The organism is Limnohabitans sp. INBF003 (genome assembly GCF_055396645.1).
In genome coordinates this window covers 1,190,190-1,204,790 of sequence record NZ_AP029222.1, presented here as the reverse complement: position 1 = coordinate 1,204,790, position 14,601 = coordinate 1,190,190, and the positions used below count along the sequence as shown (strand labels likewise).

At 62.0% G+C, this 14,601-nt stretch carries 12 protein-coding genes; 6 read left to right on the top strand and 6 right to left on the bottom strand.

What is annotated here, in order from left to right:
• Positions 1–19 precede the first annotated feature (19 nt).
• Complete coding sequence (gene hrpA / locus ACZ5VE_RS05470; protein ID WP_464457016.1) at positions 20–3,949, bottom strand: ATP-dependent RNA helicase HrpA; 3,930 nt, start codon at positions 3,947–3,949, stop codon at positions 20–22.
• A 102-nt stretch (positions 3,950–4,051) separates the two neighbouring features.
• On the opposite strand from hrpA, the gene argA reads away from it, so the two are divergent.
• Positions 4,052–5,398 (top strand): amino-acid N-acetyltransferase, encoded by a 1,347-nt coding sequence (gene argA, locus ACZ5VE_RS05465; RefSeq protein ID WP_464457015.1) that lies wholly within the window; start codon positions 4,052–4,054, stop codon positions 5,396–5,398.
• Here the strand turns inward: argA and ACZ5VE_RS05460 are convergent.
• Both ACZ5VE_RS05460 and ACZ5VE_RS05455 read right to left on the bottom strand, forming a co-directional pair.
• Entirely contained in the window at positions 5,385–6,233 is an 849-nt protein-coding gene (locus ACZ5VE_RS05460) for a class II glutamine amidotransferase (protein ID WP_464457014.1), read from the bottom strand. The genes argA and ACZ5VE_RS05460 overlap by 14 nt on opposite strands.
• An 8-nt stretch (positions 6,234–6,241) precedes the next feature.
• Entirely contained in the window at positions 6,242–6,931 is a 690-nt protein-coding gene (locus tag ACZ5VE_RS05455) for an aspartate/glutamate racemase family protein (RefSeq protein WP_464457013.1), read from the bottom strand.
• 112 nt (positions 6,932–7,043) lie between these two features.
• Here ACZ5VE_RS05455 and ACZ5VE_RS05450 point away from each other — a divergent pair, with 112 nt between their 5' ends.
• The gene (locus ACZ5VE_RS05450; RefSeq protein WP_464457012.1) at positions 7,044–7,520 is read left to right on the top strand and encodes an Lrp/AsnC family transcriptional regulator; all 477 of its coding nucleotides are present in this window, start codon (positions 7,044–7,046) and stop codon (positions 7,518–7,520) included.
• Here the strand turns inward: ACZ5VE_RS05450 and ACZ5VE_RS05445 are convergent.
• Together ACZ5VE_RS05445 and ACZ5VE_RS05440 are read right to left on the bottom strand one after the other, a co-directional pair.
• Positions 7,505–8,011 (bottom strand): disulfide bond formation protein B, encoded by a 507-nt coding sequence (locus ACZ5VE_RS05445; RefSeq protein WP_464457445.1) that lies wholly within the window; start codon positions 8,009–8,011, stop codon positions 7,505–7,507. The two genes, ACZ5VE_RS05450 and ACZ5VE_RS05445, sit on opposite strands and share 16 nt — an antisense overlap.
• A 79-nt stretch (positions 8,012–8,090) precedes the next feature.
• Positions 8,091–8,867 (bottom strand): ferredoxin--NADP reductase, encoded by a 777-nt coding sequence (locus ACZ5VE_RS05440; protein WP_464457011.1) that lies wholly within the window; start codon positions 8,865–8,867, stop codon positions 8,091–8,093.
• Positions 8,868–9,071: 204 nt separating this feature from the next.
• Between ACZ5VE_RS05440 and ACZ5VE_RS05435 the strand changes: the two genes are divergently transcribed.
• The 3 genes from ACZ5VE_RS05435 (at position 9,072) to ACZ5VE_RS05425 (ending at position 12,341) form a co-directional block, all read left to right on the top strand.
• Complete coding sequence (locus ACZ5VE_RS05435) at positions 9,072–9,347, top strand: oxidative damage protection protein (RefSeq protein WP_464457010.1); 276 nt, start codon at positions 9,072–9,074, stop codon at positions 9,345–9,347.
• A 55-nt stretch (positions 9,348–9,402) separates the two neighbouring features.
• Positions 9,403–10,641 carry an FAD-dependent 5-carboxymethylaminomethyl-2-thiouridine(34) oxidoreductase MnmC1 gene (gene mnmC1 / locus ACZ5VE_RS05430; protein ID WP_464457009.1) on the top strand — a complete coding sequence of 413 codons (1,239 nt, stop codon included), beginning with the start codon at positions 9,403–9,405 and terminating at the stop codon, positions 10,639–10,641.
• 95 nt (positions 10,642–10,736) lie between these two features.
• Positions 10,737–12,341 (top strand): FMN-binding glutamate synthase family protein, encoded by a 1,605-nt coding sequence (locus ACZ5VE_RS05425; protein WP_464457008.1) that lies wholly within the window; start codon positions 10,737–10,739, stop codon positions 12,339–12,341.
• Positions 12,342–12,365: 24 nt separating this feature from the next.
• Here the strand turns inward: ACZ5VE_RS05425 and ACZ5VE_RS05420 are convergent, their stop codons facing one another.
• Positions 12,366–13,565: an ABC transporter substrate-binding protein gene (locus tag ACZ5VE_RS05420; protein ID WP_464457007.1), complete on the bottom strand. Its 1,200-nt coding sequence runs from the start codon at positions 13,563–13,565 to the stop codon at positions 12,366–12,368.
• A gap of 236 nt (positions 13,566–13,801) precedes the next feature.
• Between ACZ5VE_RS05420 and ACZ5VE_RS05415 the strand changes: the two genes are divergently transcribed.
• Positions 13,802–14,593: a sulfite exporter TauE/SafE family protein gene (locus ACZ5VE_RS05415; RefSeq protein WP_464457006.1), complete on the top strand. Its 792-nt coding sequence runs from the start codon at positions 13,802–13,804 to the stop codon at positions 14,591–14,593.
• The last annotated feature ends 8 nt before the right edge of the window (positions 14,594–14,601 follow it).

Below are 14,601 nucleotides of genomic sequence, written 5' to 3'. Positions count from 1 at the left end.
ACCCGTGGTGATCATGTGCTCAATGATTCAACTGCCCCCAAGCCTTTTCCAGCCGCTTGATGCTGACCGGCTGCGGGGTGCGCAGTTCTTGCGCGAAGAAGCTCACGCGCAGCTCTTCCAGTAGCCAGCGGAACTCCAGCATGCGGGCGTCTTGGGCGCCTTTGCGTTCGGCCACCAGACGCCAATAGCGTTGTTCTTGTGGTTTCAGCTCGGTCAGGCGCTGGGCATCGCGGGCGGGGTCGGCGCGGTATTTGTCCAGGCGCAGGGTGATGGCCTTGAGGTAGCGGGCGTAATGCTGCAGTTGCGGCCACGGAGTTGCGGCCATGAAGTTTTTGGGCATCAGGCGCTGTAGTTGCTGGGTGCAGTCTGCAGTCGCATCGGGGGCGTTTTTGGTGTCCTTGATCTTGCGGGTGGCCGCGCCAAACTCCAGCAAGATGGTGCCTGCCAACCGGGCTACTTCGTTGGCGATCAGAGTCAGGCGGCCCCGGCCTTCTTCGATGCGGCGCTTGAAGGTGATCTCGTCGTTGGGCAACGGGTCAAGCAAGAAGGCGCGGTCCAGCGCCACGTCGATGATCTGGTTTTTCAGCTCATCCGCCGTGCCCAGGGGCATGTAGGCCACGGCCATTTTTTGCAGATCGGGGATGTTTTTCTCAAGGTACTTGAGCGCGTCTTTGATCTGCAGTGCAAACAGGCGACGCAGGCCCGCGCGGTTTTTGCTGGCGGCCACTTCGGGCTCGTCAAACACCTCGATGGTCACGGCGTCTTGCATGTCCACCAGCGCAGGAAAGCCAATCAGGGTCTGGCCGCCTTTGCTGATTTCCATCAGCTCGGGGAGTTCGCCGAAGGTCCAAGTGGTGTAGCGCTGCGGGGCCAGGGGTTTGGGGGCTGCAGCGGCTTTGGCTGGGGCGGCGTTGTTGCGGTTGGCGCCTTGTGCGCCAGTTGGCGCGTTGGCCGAGGCGCTGGCTGTGGTGGCAGCCGCCGGGGGCGCTGTAGCCACTTTCAACTGCGCCAGCGCCTGGAACGCGCCACGCGCTTTAGCGCCCAGTTCACCCTTAAGCGCGCCCAAGTTGCGGCCCATGCCCAACTGGCGCCCGTGTTCGTCGACCACCAGCAGGTTCATGAACAGGTGGGGGCTGAGCATGTCGTGTTTGAAGTCGGTGCGCTTGATGTCCAGGCTGGTTTCGTCACGGGCTTTTTTGAGCAGCACGTCGGTGAGCGAACCGCTGCCAAACAGCTCGGGCACCGACAGCTCGGCGGCCAAGCGGGTGGCCGATTCGGGCAGCGGCACAAAGCGCGAGCGCGGGCGCTGTGGCAGGCTTTTGAGCAGGGCCTGAATCTTGTCTTTGAGCAAGCCGGGCACCAACCATTCACAGCGGTCTTCGCTCACCTGATTCAGCACAAACAGCGGCACGGTCACTGTCACGCCGTCGCGGGCATCGCCCGGCTCGTGCAAATAAGTGGCCTGGCAGTCGGTGCCGCCCAGGCGGATGTGTTTGGGGAAGGCTTGTGTAGTGATGCCTGCGGCTTCGTGGCGCATCAGCTCTTCGCGGGTCAGCAGCAAGAGGCGTGGCTGCTTGGCGCTTTCGGCGCGATACCAGTCTTCGAGCAGGCGGCCACTGCACACCTCGGGCGGGATTTGCTGGTCGTAAAAAGCGTAAATCAGCTCGTCGTCCACCAACACGTCTTGCCGGCGCGACTTGTGTTCCAGCTCTTCGACCTTGGCGATCATCTTGTGGTTGGCGGCCAAGAACGGCAGCTTGGTTTCCCACTGGTCACCCACCAGCGCTTCGCGGATGAAAATCTCACGTGCGCCGTGCAAGTCCACCCGGCTGTAAGCCGTGCGCCGCCCGCTGTAGACCACCAGGCCATAGAGCGTGGCGCGCTCCAGCGCCACCACTTCGGCCGATTTCTTTTCCCAGTGCGGGTCGAGCACCTGTTTGCGCAGCAGGTGCGCGCCAACTTGCTCCAGCCACTGCGGCTCAATCGCCGCGATGCCCCGGCCAAACAAGCGCGTTGTCTCGACCAGTTCAGCCACCACGATCCAGCGGCCCGGTTTTTTGCTCAGGTGCGCGCCGGGATGCTTGTGAAACTTGATGCCGCGTGCGCCCAGATAGGCTTCTTCGTCTTCGAGCTTGTAGCCCACGTTGCCCAGCAGGCCCGCCAGCATGGACAGGTGCAGTTGCTCATAGCTCGCGGGCTGGGTGTTGATGCGCCACTTGTGCTCGGCCACCACCGTGAGCAGTTGGGTGTGCGTGTCGCGCCACTCGCGCACGCGGCGGATGTTGATGAAGTTCTGGCGTAGCAGCTGCTCGTATTGGCGGTTGCTGAGCTTGTGCTGCGGCGCTTCTTGTGCGGGCGCATTTAATTGGTATCTGACCCCGATTGATTTGGTGGGGCCGCCTCGGGCATCGTGAATCCACTTCCACAGCTTGAGGTAGCCGGTGAACTCGCTCTTGTCGTCGTCAAACTTGGCGTGTTGCTGGTCGGCCTGGGCTTGGGCGTCCATGGGGCGATCACGCACGTCTTGCACGCTCATGGCGCTGGCGATGATGAGCACTTCGTCCAGCGCTTCGCGGCCACGCGCTTCCAAAATCATGCGGCCCACACGCGGGTCCAGCGGCAGGCGCGAAAGTTCTTTGCCGATCGGGGTGAGTTCGTTGTCGTCGTCCACCGCACCCAGTTCGGCCAGCAGCTGGTAGCCGTCGGTAATGGCACGCTTGGACGGTGCTTCGATGAACGGGAAGTCTTCCACCACGCCCAGGTGCAGACTCTTCATGCGCAAGATCACGCCCGCCAGAGACGAACGCAAAATTTCCGGGTCGGTGAAGCGCGGACGGCCCGCAAAGTCCTTCTCGTCGTAGAGGCGAATGCAGATGCCGTTGGCCACACGGCCGCAACGGCCCGCACGCTGGTTGGCTGCCGCTTGGCTGATCGGCTCGACCATCAGCTGCTCGACCTTGCTGCGCAGGCTGTAGCGTTTGACCCGCGCTGTGCCTGCGTCGATGACATAACGGATACCGGGCACGGTGAGCGATGTTTCGGCCACGTTGGTGGCCAGCACGATGCGGCGACCGTTGGACGCTTCAAAAATCTGGTCTTGCTCGGCCTGCGACAGGCGGGCAAACAGCGGCAGCACTTCGGCGTTGCGCGTGAGCGGCTGGTGCGCCAGGTGCTTGCGCAGGTGGTCAGCGGCTTCGCGGATCTCGCGCTCGCCGGGCAAGAAGATCAGGATGTCACCCCCTGCCCCGCCCTGCCAGAGTTCGTCCACGGCATCGGCCATGGCCTCGTTCAGGCCGTAGTCACGCGACTCTTCAAACGGGCGGTAGCGGTGCTCCACCGGGAAGGTGCGGCCCGAAACCATGATGACCGGGGCCGGGCCCTGGCGCGAAGCGAAATGCTTGGCAAAGCGGTCAGCGTCGATGGTGGCCGAGGTGACCACGATCTTGAGGTCCGGCCTGCGCGGCAGGATCTGGCGCAGGTAGCCGAGCAAAAAATCGATGTTCAGGCTGCGTTCGTGCGCCTCGTCGATGATGATGGTGTCGTAGGCCTGCAGCAGCGGGTCGGTCTGGGTTTCGGCCAGCAAGATGCCGTCGGTCATGAGCTTGACCGAGGCGTTTTTGCTCAAACGGTCCTGAAACCGCACTTTGAAGCCCACCACCTCGCCCAGCGGGGTCTTGAGTTCTTCGGCAATCCGCTTGGCCACCGAGCTGGCCGCAATGCGCCGTGGCTGGGTGTGGCCGATCATGCGGGCCCGCTCACCCGGCTTGGCGTTGAGCTTGCCGCGCCCCAGCATGAGCGCGATTTTGGGCAGCTGCGTGGTCTTGCCCGAGCCAGTTTCACCACACACGATGATGACCTGGTGCTGGTCCATGGCGGCCATGATTTCGTCGCGGCGGGCCGAGACGGGCAGACCTTCGGGGAACTCGATTTGGAGGGGGGTGTCAGACAAGGCGGAAACTTCTGTGAAAATCAAGGCAAGAACAGCGGGGGATTATCCCAGTCCCGCGCACCCTGCCACTTTCGCAGCCCTTTCACCGCACCTTCGCCGCCCATGCCCACAGTCTTCAATTTCACTTTCGTGCCCTGGTTCCGGTCGGTGGCACCCTACATTCACATGCACCGGGGCAAGACCTTTGTGGTGGGCATTGCGGGTGAGGCCATTGCCGCTGGCAAGCTGCAAAACCTGGCGCAAGACCTGGCGCTGATCCAGAGCATGGGCGTCAAGATCGTGCTGGTGCACGGCTTTCGCCCCCAGGTGAACGAACAATTGGCCGCCAAAGGCCACACGCCCAAATACTCCCACGGCATCCGCGTCACCGACAGCGTGGCACTCGATTGCGCACAAGAAGCCGCAGGGCAGCTGCGCTACGAAATCGAAGCGGCTTTCAGCCAGGGCCTGCCCAACACCCCCATGGCGGGCTCCACGGTGCGGGTGATTTCGGGCAACTTCATCACCGCCCGCCCGGTGGGCATTGTGGACGGCGTGGACTTCATGCATTCAGGGCTGGTGCGCAAGGTCGATGTGGACGGCATCATGCGCACGCTGGACATGGGCGCGATGGTGCTGCTCTCACCGTTTGGCTTTTCGCCCACGGGTGAGGCCTTCAACCTGGCCATGGAAGAAGTGGCCACCAGCGTGGCCGCCGAGCTGCAGGCCGACAAGCTGATTTTTGTGACCGAAATCCCGGGCATCCGCATCGAGCCACATGCACCGGCCAGCGACGACAACCCCATCGACACCGAGCTGCCCCTGGCGGCTGCCAAGCAGTTGCTGGCCTCGCTGCCCAACCCGACCGAGCCGACCGACATCGGCTTTTACCTGCAGCACTGCGTGAAGGCTTGCGAAGAAGGCGTGGAGCGCTCGCACATCCTGCCCTTTGCGGTGGATGGCGCGCTGCTGCTGGAGGTGTATGTGCACGATGGCATCGGCACCATGATCGTGGACGAAAAGCTCGAAGAACTGCGCGAAGCCACCGCCGACGACGTGGGCGGCATCTTGCAATTGATCGAGCCGTTCGAGAAAGACGGCACCCTGGTCAAGCGCGACCGCACCGAGATCGAACGCGACATCGACCACTACACCATCATTGACCACGACGGCGTGATCTTTGCCTGCGCAGCGCTTTACCCCTACCCCGAAGCCAAAACCGCCGAAATGGCGGCGCTCACCGTGTCGCCGCAATCACAAGGCCAGGGCGACGGCGAAAAAGTGCTCAAACGCGTGGAACAACGCGCCCGCGCCATGGGCCTCAAAAGCATTTTTGTGCTGACCACCCGCACCATGCACTGGTTCATCAAGCGCGGTTTTGTGCAGGTCGACCCCGACTGGCTGCCCGAGGCGCGCAAACGCAAATACAACTGGGACCGCAAGAGCCAGGTGCTGGTCAAGAAACTCTGAGGCTGCCCTTGGGCAGCATGCGCTCGGCCGCTGCAAAGGCTTGCGTGTGCGGATTCAGATCGCGCCAGACTTCCTGGCCGTCCACATAAACCCGAAACTCCCCTGTGCGCAGAGCTTGCCAGGGCTCGTCGACGGTCAAGGGTTCGGTGGCCAGCAAGCTCATGACGTCGCCTTCGGCGTTGAGCGGCCCCAGATCCAGGCTCATGTCGCAGTCCACCAAGCGTGCGTTGGGAAAGGGGTGGTGCCGGGTCAACTGGTGCAGGTGGGTCGAGCAGTGAACATAAAGGGCGTGGCCATCGCTCAGCAGCATGTTCAAGTTGCCATACTGGGCCAAGTCGCCAGCGATGCTGGCCAGCACCGGGGCAAGCTCTGGCCATTCGGGAGGCTGCTGCAGGTCTTTGAAGTGCTGGCGCAAGCGGCTCATGAGCGTGCAAAAAGCGCGTTCGCTGTCGGTGGTGCCCACCGGCATGTCCTGACAGGTGGGCGGGGCTTCAAAGCGCCCCAGGTCGCCGTTGTGGGCAAAGACCCAGGTGCGCCCCAGCCATTCGCGCTGAAAAGGATGGCAGTTGGCCGCTTGCACATCGCCTTGGGTGGCTTTGCGCACATGCGCCACCACCAGCCTGGATTTGATCGGGTGGCTGCGCACGTATTCCGCCAGGGGTGATTCGCTGGCCGGTTGGTCGTCCTGAAAGACCCGGCAACCGTGCCCGTCGTAAAACGCGATGCCCCAACCGTCCACATGGTCCGAGGTGCGCCCGCCCCTGGCTGAAAAACCGGTGAATGAAAACGTGGTGGCTGCGCGGTTGTTGCAGCTCATGCCCATGAGTTGGCACATGGCGCGTCTCAGGACAGGGAAAAATCAACCGCGGCCATGGCGTGCAGCGCGGTGGTGTCGAAGCTGGGCAAACCACCGTCGCCGGGCTGCAAGATCATGGTCAGTTCGGTGCAACCCAAAATCACGCCCTGCGCGCCTTGGGCGGCCAGCTCGCGCACCAATGCGATGAGTTTCTGGCGCGAATCATCCTGCACCAAGCCCCGGCAAAGCTCTTCAAAAATGACCCGGTGCACCTCGATGCGACCGGCTTCGTCAGGCACCACGCACTCGATGCCGCGTGCCGCCAGACGGTCGCGCAAGAAGGCTTGCTCCATGGTGAAGCGGGTACCCAGCAGGCCCACCTTGTGCAGGCCAGCGGCCAAAATCGCGTCAGCGGTCACGTCGGCAATGTGCAGCAAGGGCAGCGTGGTCACCGACTGCACCTCCTGCGCAATGCGGTGCATGGTGTTGGTGCAGATCAGCAAGACCTCGGCACCGCTGCTTTCGAGCTGGCGCGCTGCCGTTTGCAAAATCTCGGTCATGCGGGGCCAGTCGCCCTGCTTTTGCAGATCGGCAATTTCCTGAAAGTCCAGGCTGACCAGGTGCACCCGCGCCGAGCGCAAACCGCCACGGCGCCGGGCCACTTCGCGGTTGATGTTCTGGTAGTAAAGCGCTGTGGACTCCCAGCTCATGCCACCGATCAAACCGATTTTTTTCATGACAAACTTTTTTCAAAATGAGCCTCAAAGTTTGCCACCGAATGGTCAGCATGAAGTTTCAAAATGACGCAAAAAATGGCTTATTTTTAGAAAAATTTTCTACAATCAAGGCATGAAACAGAAAATTGATGCAATAGATCGAAAATTACTGGAGCTGCTGCAAAAGAGCAGCGACATGCCGATCAACGAATTGGCCGCCGCCGTGCACCTGACGCCCACGCCTTGCTGGCGTCGCATTCAGCGGCTCAAGGAGCTGGGGGTGATATCGCAGCAAGTGGCCTTGGTGGACCGGCAAAAGGTCAATCTGGGGGTGACGGTGTTTGTGGCGGTGCGCACGCGTGACCACGATCTGCCTTGGCTGGAGAAGTTTCGGGCCACGGTGCAGACCATCCCGGAAATCGTCGAGGTCTACCGGATGAGCGGTGACGTGGACTACCTGCTGCGGGTGGTGGTGCCCGACATTGCCGCCTACGACCAGGTGTACAAGCAGCTGATTCAGCAGGTGCCGCTGTCGGATGTGAGTTCGAGCTTTGCCATGGAGGAGCTGAAATACACCACGGCCGTGCCGCTCAATTACGCCGCTGGCTGACGCGACTTCAAGGCCACCCACAGGCCCAAGAGGCCAAACACCACAAAGCAAACAAACGACCAATTGGCAATCGAGCCGCCTAAAAAGGTCCAGTCCACCTTGGTGCAGTCGCCGCTGCCCTTGAAGATCATGGGAATGGCGCGGTTGATGGGGAAGTTTTCGACCATGCCATAAAAGTCACGGCCGCAGGTCACGACTTCGGGCGGGTACCACTGCAGCCAGCTTTGGCGGGCGGCGATAAAACCGCCAAAGCCTGACACCAGCGCCAGCAACAAGCCTGACAGCGTCAGGCCCCAACCGCGCAAACGCCAGCCCACAGCCGCCACCAGCACCACACCGATCAACGCATAGCGCTGCACGATGCACATGGGGCAAGGGTTCAGGCCCACCACGTGCTGCAAATACAGGCCAAAGGCCAGCATGCCGATGCCCGACAAGGCGATCAGGGCCAACAGGCGTGAGGGGGTGATGGAGGTCAGGTTCATGGTCAGTTTTTAAAAAGACAACGGGCGCATTGTGCGCCCGTGTTCAGCCTAGATCGGTGGGCCCTGTCACAAAGCCCCAGCGCGATCAGGACTCGGCAAACGCACGTTCAATCACGAAGGCACCTGGGGTGCTGGTGTTGCCTTCTTTCATGCCGCTTTCTTCGCAGATGCGCTTGAGGTCTTTGAGCATGGCGGGGCTGCCGCAGATCATGATGCGGTCGGTTTCGGGGTCGAGTTTGGGCAGGCCCAAATCGGCAAACAGTTTGCCGTTTTCGATCAAATCGGTCAGGCGGCCCTGGTTTTTGTAGGGCTCGCGGGTGACCGTGGGGTAGTACAGCAGTTGCTTGCTCACCATCTCACCCAGGAACTCGTTGGCAGGCAGTTCTTGCGTGATGTAGTCGTGGTAAGCCAGTTCATTCACCTGACGCACACCGTGCACCAGGATCACTTTTTCAAAGCGCTCGTAGGTTTCGGGGTCACGGATGATGCTCATGAACGGGGCCAAGCCAGTGCCGGTGGACATGAGGTACAGGTTTTTGCCGGGCAAGAGGTAGTCGCACAGCAAGGTGCCTGTGGGCTTGCGGCCCACCACAATGGTGTCGCCCACCTGGATGTGTTGCAGCTTGGAGGTCAGCGGGCCGTCGGGCACCTTGATGCTCAGAAACTCCAGGTGCTCTTCGTAATTGGCGCTGGCGATGGAATAGGCGCGCAAGAGCGGTTTGCCGTTGTCACCGCGCAAACCGATCATGGTGAAGTGACCGTTTGAAAAGCGCAGAGCCTGGTCGCGGGTGGTGGTGAAGCTGAACAGACGGTCGGTCCAGTGGTGAACGCTCAAAACGCGTTCTTCGAGAAAAGCACTCATGGTGATCTAACAGGTGGAGAGGGGTTCAGACCCCAGGCCATAAAAGGGAAGCAGAAGCTTGCTACAGTTGCGGTCTTGCAAAACACGCATTGCAGTCGCATCTCACGACAAACCGGTATTGTCCAGCGACTTGCTCATTACTGGAAATACCAAGATTTTATATCCGTATAACCAAACACTCTTAAGAAACCCAAGGACACGACCATGGCACGCACCGTTCAATGCATCAAACTCGGCACCGAAGCAGAAGGCCTGGATTTTCCGCCCTACCCCGGCGAGTTGGGCAAGCGCATCTGGGAAGGCGTGAGCAAACAGGCTTGGGCCGACTGGCTCAAGCACCAGACCATGCTGGTCAATGAAAACCGCCTGAACCTGGCCGACCTGCGCGCCCGCCAATACCTGGCCCGCCAAATGGAAAACCATTTCTTTGGCTCCGGTGCGGACGCCGCCCAAGGCTACGTGCCACCGGCCGCCAACTGACCTCCGACCACTGAGCACTCCCCGGACCATTTCCCATTGACCATTTCCTGCTGATTTGAGCCAACCCTTTTTGCACCCCAGCCAGCGCCACATCGGACCCGAGCACAGCAGCGCTGTCCCACGCCAGGCCCTGGTCATCGGTGCAGGCCTGTCGGGCTCGGCCGTGGCGCACAGCCTGGCCTCGCGGGGCTGGTCCGTCACGGTGCTCGACCAAGCCGAAGGGGTGGGCGCTGGCGCTTCGGGTTTGCCTGCGGGTTTGGCCGCCCCCCATGTCTCGCCCGACGACAACGTGCTTTCCCGCATCACACGGGCGGGCGTTCAGGCCACTTTGCAGCGTGCCGAAGCGCTGCTGCAAAGCGGCACCGACTGGGCCCTGACGGGTGTTCTGGAACACAACCTGGCCGGCAAACGCAGGCTGCCCACCGGGAACAACGACCCTGATGCCACTCTGGATGACACCTCGGAAAGCGCCCACGCATGCAGCACGCAAGCCAGTGCGCCCCAAATCGCGGCCGCTGGCCTGCCGCCCGGAACGCCTGCGCTCTGGCACGGGCGGGCGGGCTGGATCAGGCCCCGGCAACTGGTGGCGGCGCAGCTGCAAACACCGGGCGTGCAGGTGCTTTGGGGACACAAGGCGCAAACCATTGAGCGGCGCGGGTCGCTTTGGGCCGTGACCGATGCGCAAGGGCAGCTTTTGGGTCAAGCGCCCTTGCTGGTGGTGGCCAGCGCCTTTGACAGCTTGGCTTTGCTGCAGCCCTTGCCCAGCTTCGCTGTGCCGCTGAACCCCTTGCGTGGCCAAATCAGCTTTGGCCACCTGAACGATTTGAGCGATGACCAGCGCCAGCTGCTGCCGCCCTTCCCGGTCAACGGCCACGGCAGCTTCATCAGTGGCGTGCCCACGCCAGATGGCCAGCCGGGCTGGTTCATTGGCTCGACCTTTGAGCGCAACTGCGAACAAGCCCCTGTGCGCGAGGAAGACCACGCCGCCAACCAGCTGCGCCTGGCCACCTTGCTGCCCGATTTGGGCGCGGCCATGCAACACCAGTTTGGCCCCGAACATGTACACGGCTGGGCTGGCTTGCGCTGCACGCTGCCCAACCGCCTGCCCGCTGTCGGCCCCATCGACAACGAGCGCCTGCCGGGCCTGTGGCTCTGTGCGGGCATGGGCGCACGCGGCATCAGCCTGGCCGTGTTGTGCGGTGAACTCACTGCGGCCTGGCTGGGCAACGAGCCACTGCCTTTGGATGCGTCTTTGGCCAAGCACCTCGCTGCCCAAAGGTACATTCGCTCATAAATTTAACAAAAACACCAATAACGACTACGATGGGACTATAACGACGCTTATATCGACCTTTGTGTCGGTATTTGTCGGTACTTTGAGGAGTGCACATGCCCCGCCAATCTCTGTCGCGTTACCTGCCCTGGTTGATCACCGTGCCTGCGGCGATCGTCAGCGCGCCTTTCTCGGTTTGGGCGAGCGCAGGCTTTGCCGTGCTCTTTGTGCTGGGCTGGATCGACTTCACCCAAGCCAAGCAAGCTGTGCGCCGCAACTACCCTTTGAGCGGGCGGCTGCGCTACGGGCTGGAATACATCCGGCCCGAATTGCGCCAGTACTTTCTGGAAGACGACGAGCAGAAGCTGCCGTTTTCACGCAACCAGCGCGCCATGGTCTATGCGCGGTCCAAGGTGCAAAACGACAAACGCGGCTTTGGCAGCATCAAGGACATGTACAGCGCGGGCACCGAATGGATTGCCCATTCCTTGCAGCCCGTGCAGCCGGACCCGGCATCGTTTCGCGTCCGCGTGGGCGGGGCGCAGTGCACACAGGCCTATGACTTGTCGCTGCTCAACATCTCGGGCATGAGCTTTGGGGCTTTGTCACCCAACGCCGTGAAGGCCTTGAACAAAGGTGCGGCCCGGGGCCAGTTTGCGCACGACACGGGCGAAGGCAGCATCTCGGCGCACCACCGGGAGCACGGGGGCGACCTGATCTGGCAAATCGCCTCGGGTTATTTTGGCTGCCGCACGGCCGATGGTCACTTTGACCCCGAGCGCTTTGCCCTGCAGGCGCAGTCACCCCAAGTCAAGATGATCGAAGTGAAACTGTCTCAAGGCGCCAAACCAGGCCATGGCGGGGTGCTGCCCAAAGCCAAGGTCAGCGCCGAGATCGCCGATGCACGGGGCGTGCCCATGGGCCAGGACTGCGTTTCGCCCGCCCGGCACTCTGCGTTCACGACACCGGTGGAGCTGCTGCAGTTTGTGGCGCGATTGCGCCAGCTGTCCGGGGGCAAGCCGGTGGGCATCAAGCTGTGCGTGGGCCACCCGGCAGAATGGTTTTCGCTCGTCAAAGCCATGGTTCAGACCGGCCAGACGCCCGACTTTGTGGTGGTGGACGGGGCCGAAGGCGGCACAGGCGCTGCGCCCATCGAGTTTGCCGACCACGTGGGCATGCCTTTGCGCGATGGCCTGCGCCTGGTGCACAACAGTTTAGTGGGCGCGGGTCTGCGCGATCGCATCAAGATCGGGGCATCGGGCAAGGTGATCTCGGCATTTGACATTGCGCGTTGCTTGGCTCTGGGGGCCGACTGGTGCAACTCGGCCCGGGGCTTCATGTTTGCGCTGGGCTGCATCCAGTCGCGTAGCTGCCACACCGACCACTGCCCCACAGGCGTGGCCACGCAAGACCCCGTGCGCCAACGCGCGATTGTGGTCACCGACAAAGCCGAGCGGGTGTATTACTTTCATGCCAACACGATGCACGCGCTGGCCGACTTGCTGGGCGCCGCCGGACTGAACAGCCCAACCGACATGACCGCCCACCACCTGATGGTGCGCAATGCCGAGGGTCAGGCCCGCAGCTTGGCGACCATCATCGACACGCTCTCGCCGGGCCAGTTGCTGCAAGCCCCCTCGGGCACAGCGGCACTGCCGAGCCCATTTGCCGAGTTTTGGCACGCCAGCGATGCCCACCGCTGGGGCTTGACGCCTGCCTGAACCCGGTTCAGGCGCGGCGGCGCTTTACTTCATTGCATCCGCTGGGCGGCGTGCCTTCACATACGCATCGGTGGGCTGATAAGCCTTGCCGTCGGCATAGCGCCACTGGACCATGGTGCCCTTGCCACCGCGCTGGTCGAGCTTGCCGACATACGCGCCCATGGTGGACTGCTGGTCCAGCGCACGGAACTCGGCCGGGCCAAAGGGCGTGCTGAACTTGAGGCCACGCATGGCCGTGACCAGTTTTTCGTTGTCAGTGGAGTTGGCCTTTTTGATGCCCGCAAAGATGGCTTGCATGGTGGCGTAACCCACGACCGAGCCGACCTTGGGGTTCTCGTTGAACTTCTTGTAGTAGTTGGCGGCAAAGCTGGCGTGCTCTTTGTTGTCGAGCTGGTCCCAGGGGTAGCCGGTCACGATCCAGCCCTTGGGCGTTTCGTCTTTCAGCACTTCCAGGTACTCGGGCTCGCCCGACAGCAGCGAGACCACGGGGGTCTTGGGGAAAACGTTGCGCTGGTTGCCTTCGCGCACCAGCTTGGCCAAGTCAGCACCAAAAGTCACGTTGAAGATGGCGTCGGGCTTGCTGGCCATGGTGGCCGTCAATGTGCTGCCCGCTTCGATCTTGCCCTGGGCGGGCCACTGCTCGCTCACAAACTCCACATCGGGGCGCTTGGCTTTGAGCAGTTCCTTGAAGCTGGCGACCGCGCTTTGGCCGTATTCGTAGTTGGGCGCAATCGTGGCCCAGCGCTTGGCGGGCAGCTTGGCCGCTTCTTCAACCAGCATGGCCGCTTGCATGTAGGTGCTGGGGCGCAGGCGGAAGGTGTAGCGATTGCCTTTGTCCCAGACAATGGCGTCGGTCAAAGGTTCGCTGGCGACGAAGAGGCGTTTGTTTTTGTGGGCGTGGTCCGCCAATGCCAAACCGATGTTGGACAAAAAGCCACCGGCCAGCACGTCGACCTTCTCTTTGGAAGTCAGCTCGATGGCGTGGCGCAAAGCTTCTTCGGGCTTGCCGGCGTCGTCACGGGCAATGACCTCGACCTTGCGGCCCAGCAAGCCGCCCTGGGCGTTGATCTCTTCGACGGCCAGCTGCCAGCCTTGCTTGTAGGGCTGGGTGAACTGGGGAATGGCGGAATAGCTGTTGATTTCCCCGATCTTGATCGGGGTCTGGGCAAAAACGGGGGTCATGGCGGCTGCGCTCAGCAGACCAGTGGCAATAAGGCGGTTCATAAAAATAGTCCTAGGGTTAGCGTCGAAAGCCGTGACTTTACCAGCCAGTTTTTAGCCTGTCGCGGAGTTGACACACAAAGCCCCCGCTTGGTGAGGACCCGTCATGTCACCGCAAATTCGCCATCCACCGGCTTCAAACAGAGTCCGTCATGCCAGCACTTCTTATAAGCAGTTGGAATATATACCCAACTAAAAAATCGTTTGTTTGAGCATAAAGACCGCTTAAAGTCGCGCCCATGATTGATTTGGGCTATGTGTTTGCAGGTTTCTTCGTCGGCACCATCGTGGGCCTGACGGGGGTGGGTGGCGGGTCTTTGATGACGCCGCTGCTGATCTTTTTCTTTGGCGTGAAGCCCTACATGGCCGTGGGCACTGACTTGCTGTTTGCAGCGTTCACCAAACTCGGCGGCACCGTGAGCTTTGCCCGCCAGCGCATCGTGCCCTGGCGAGTGGTGGGTTTGCTCAGCGCGGGCAGCATCCCGGCTTGCCTGGTGACCCTGGGCTTTTTGCACTGGGTGGGCCCGGCCGACCCCAAGGTGCAGGCCCTGATGACCAGCACCCTGGGCGTGGCCTTGCTGCTGACGGCTGCGGCCATGCTTTACAAGGCGGTGCGCGGCAAACAAGTGCCGCGCCACCTGGCCGCGGCCGATGAAGCCCAAGCCAGCACACCCCGCCACTGGAGCCTGCCGCTGCTGTTTGGCGCCTTGATCGGCACTTTGGTCACCCTCACCTCGGTGGGCGCAGGTGCCATTGGCGTCACCGTCTTGCTGGTGCTCTACCCCATGCTGCCTTTGCCCCGCATCGTGGCCGCCGACATCGCTTATGCCGTGCCGCTGACCTTGGTGGCGGGCTTGGGCCACGCATCACTCGGCTCGGTCGATTGGGCTTTGCTGGCCAAGCTGCTGGCGGGCTCTTTGCCCGGCATCTGGCTGGGTTCGCGCCTGACGCACCACACACCCGACCGCGTGATCCGTTCCCTGCTTTCCGTTTTGCTGGCCTGGGCTGGCACCAAACTGGTTTTGATCTGAATCTCTTC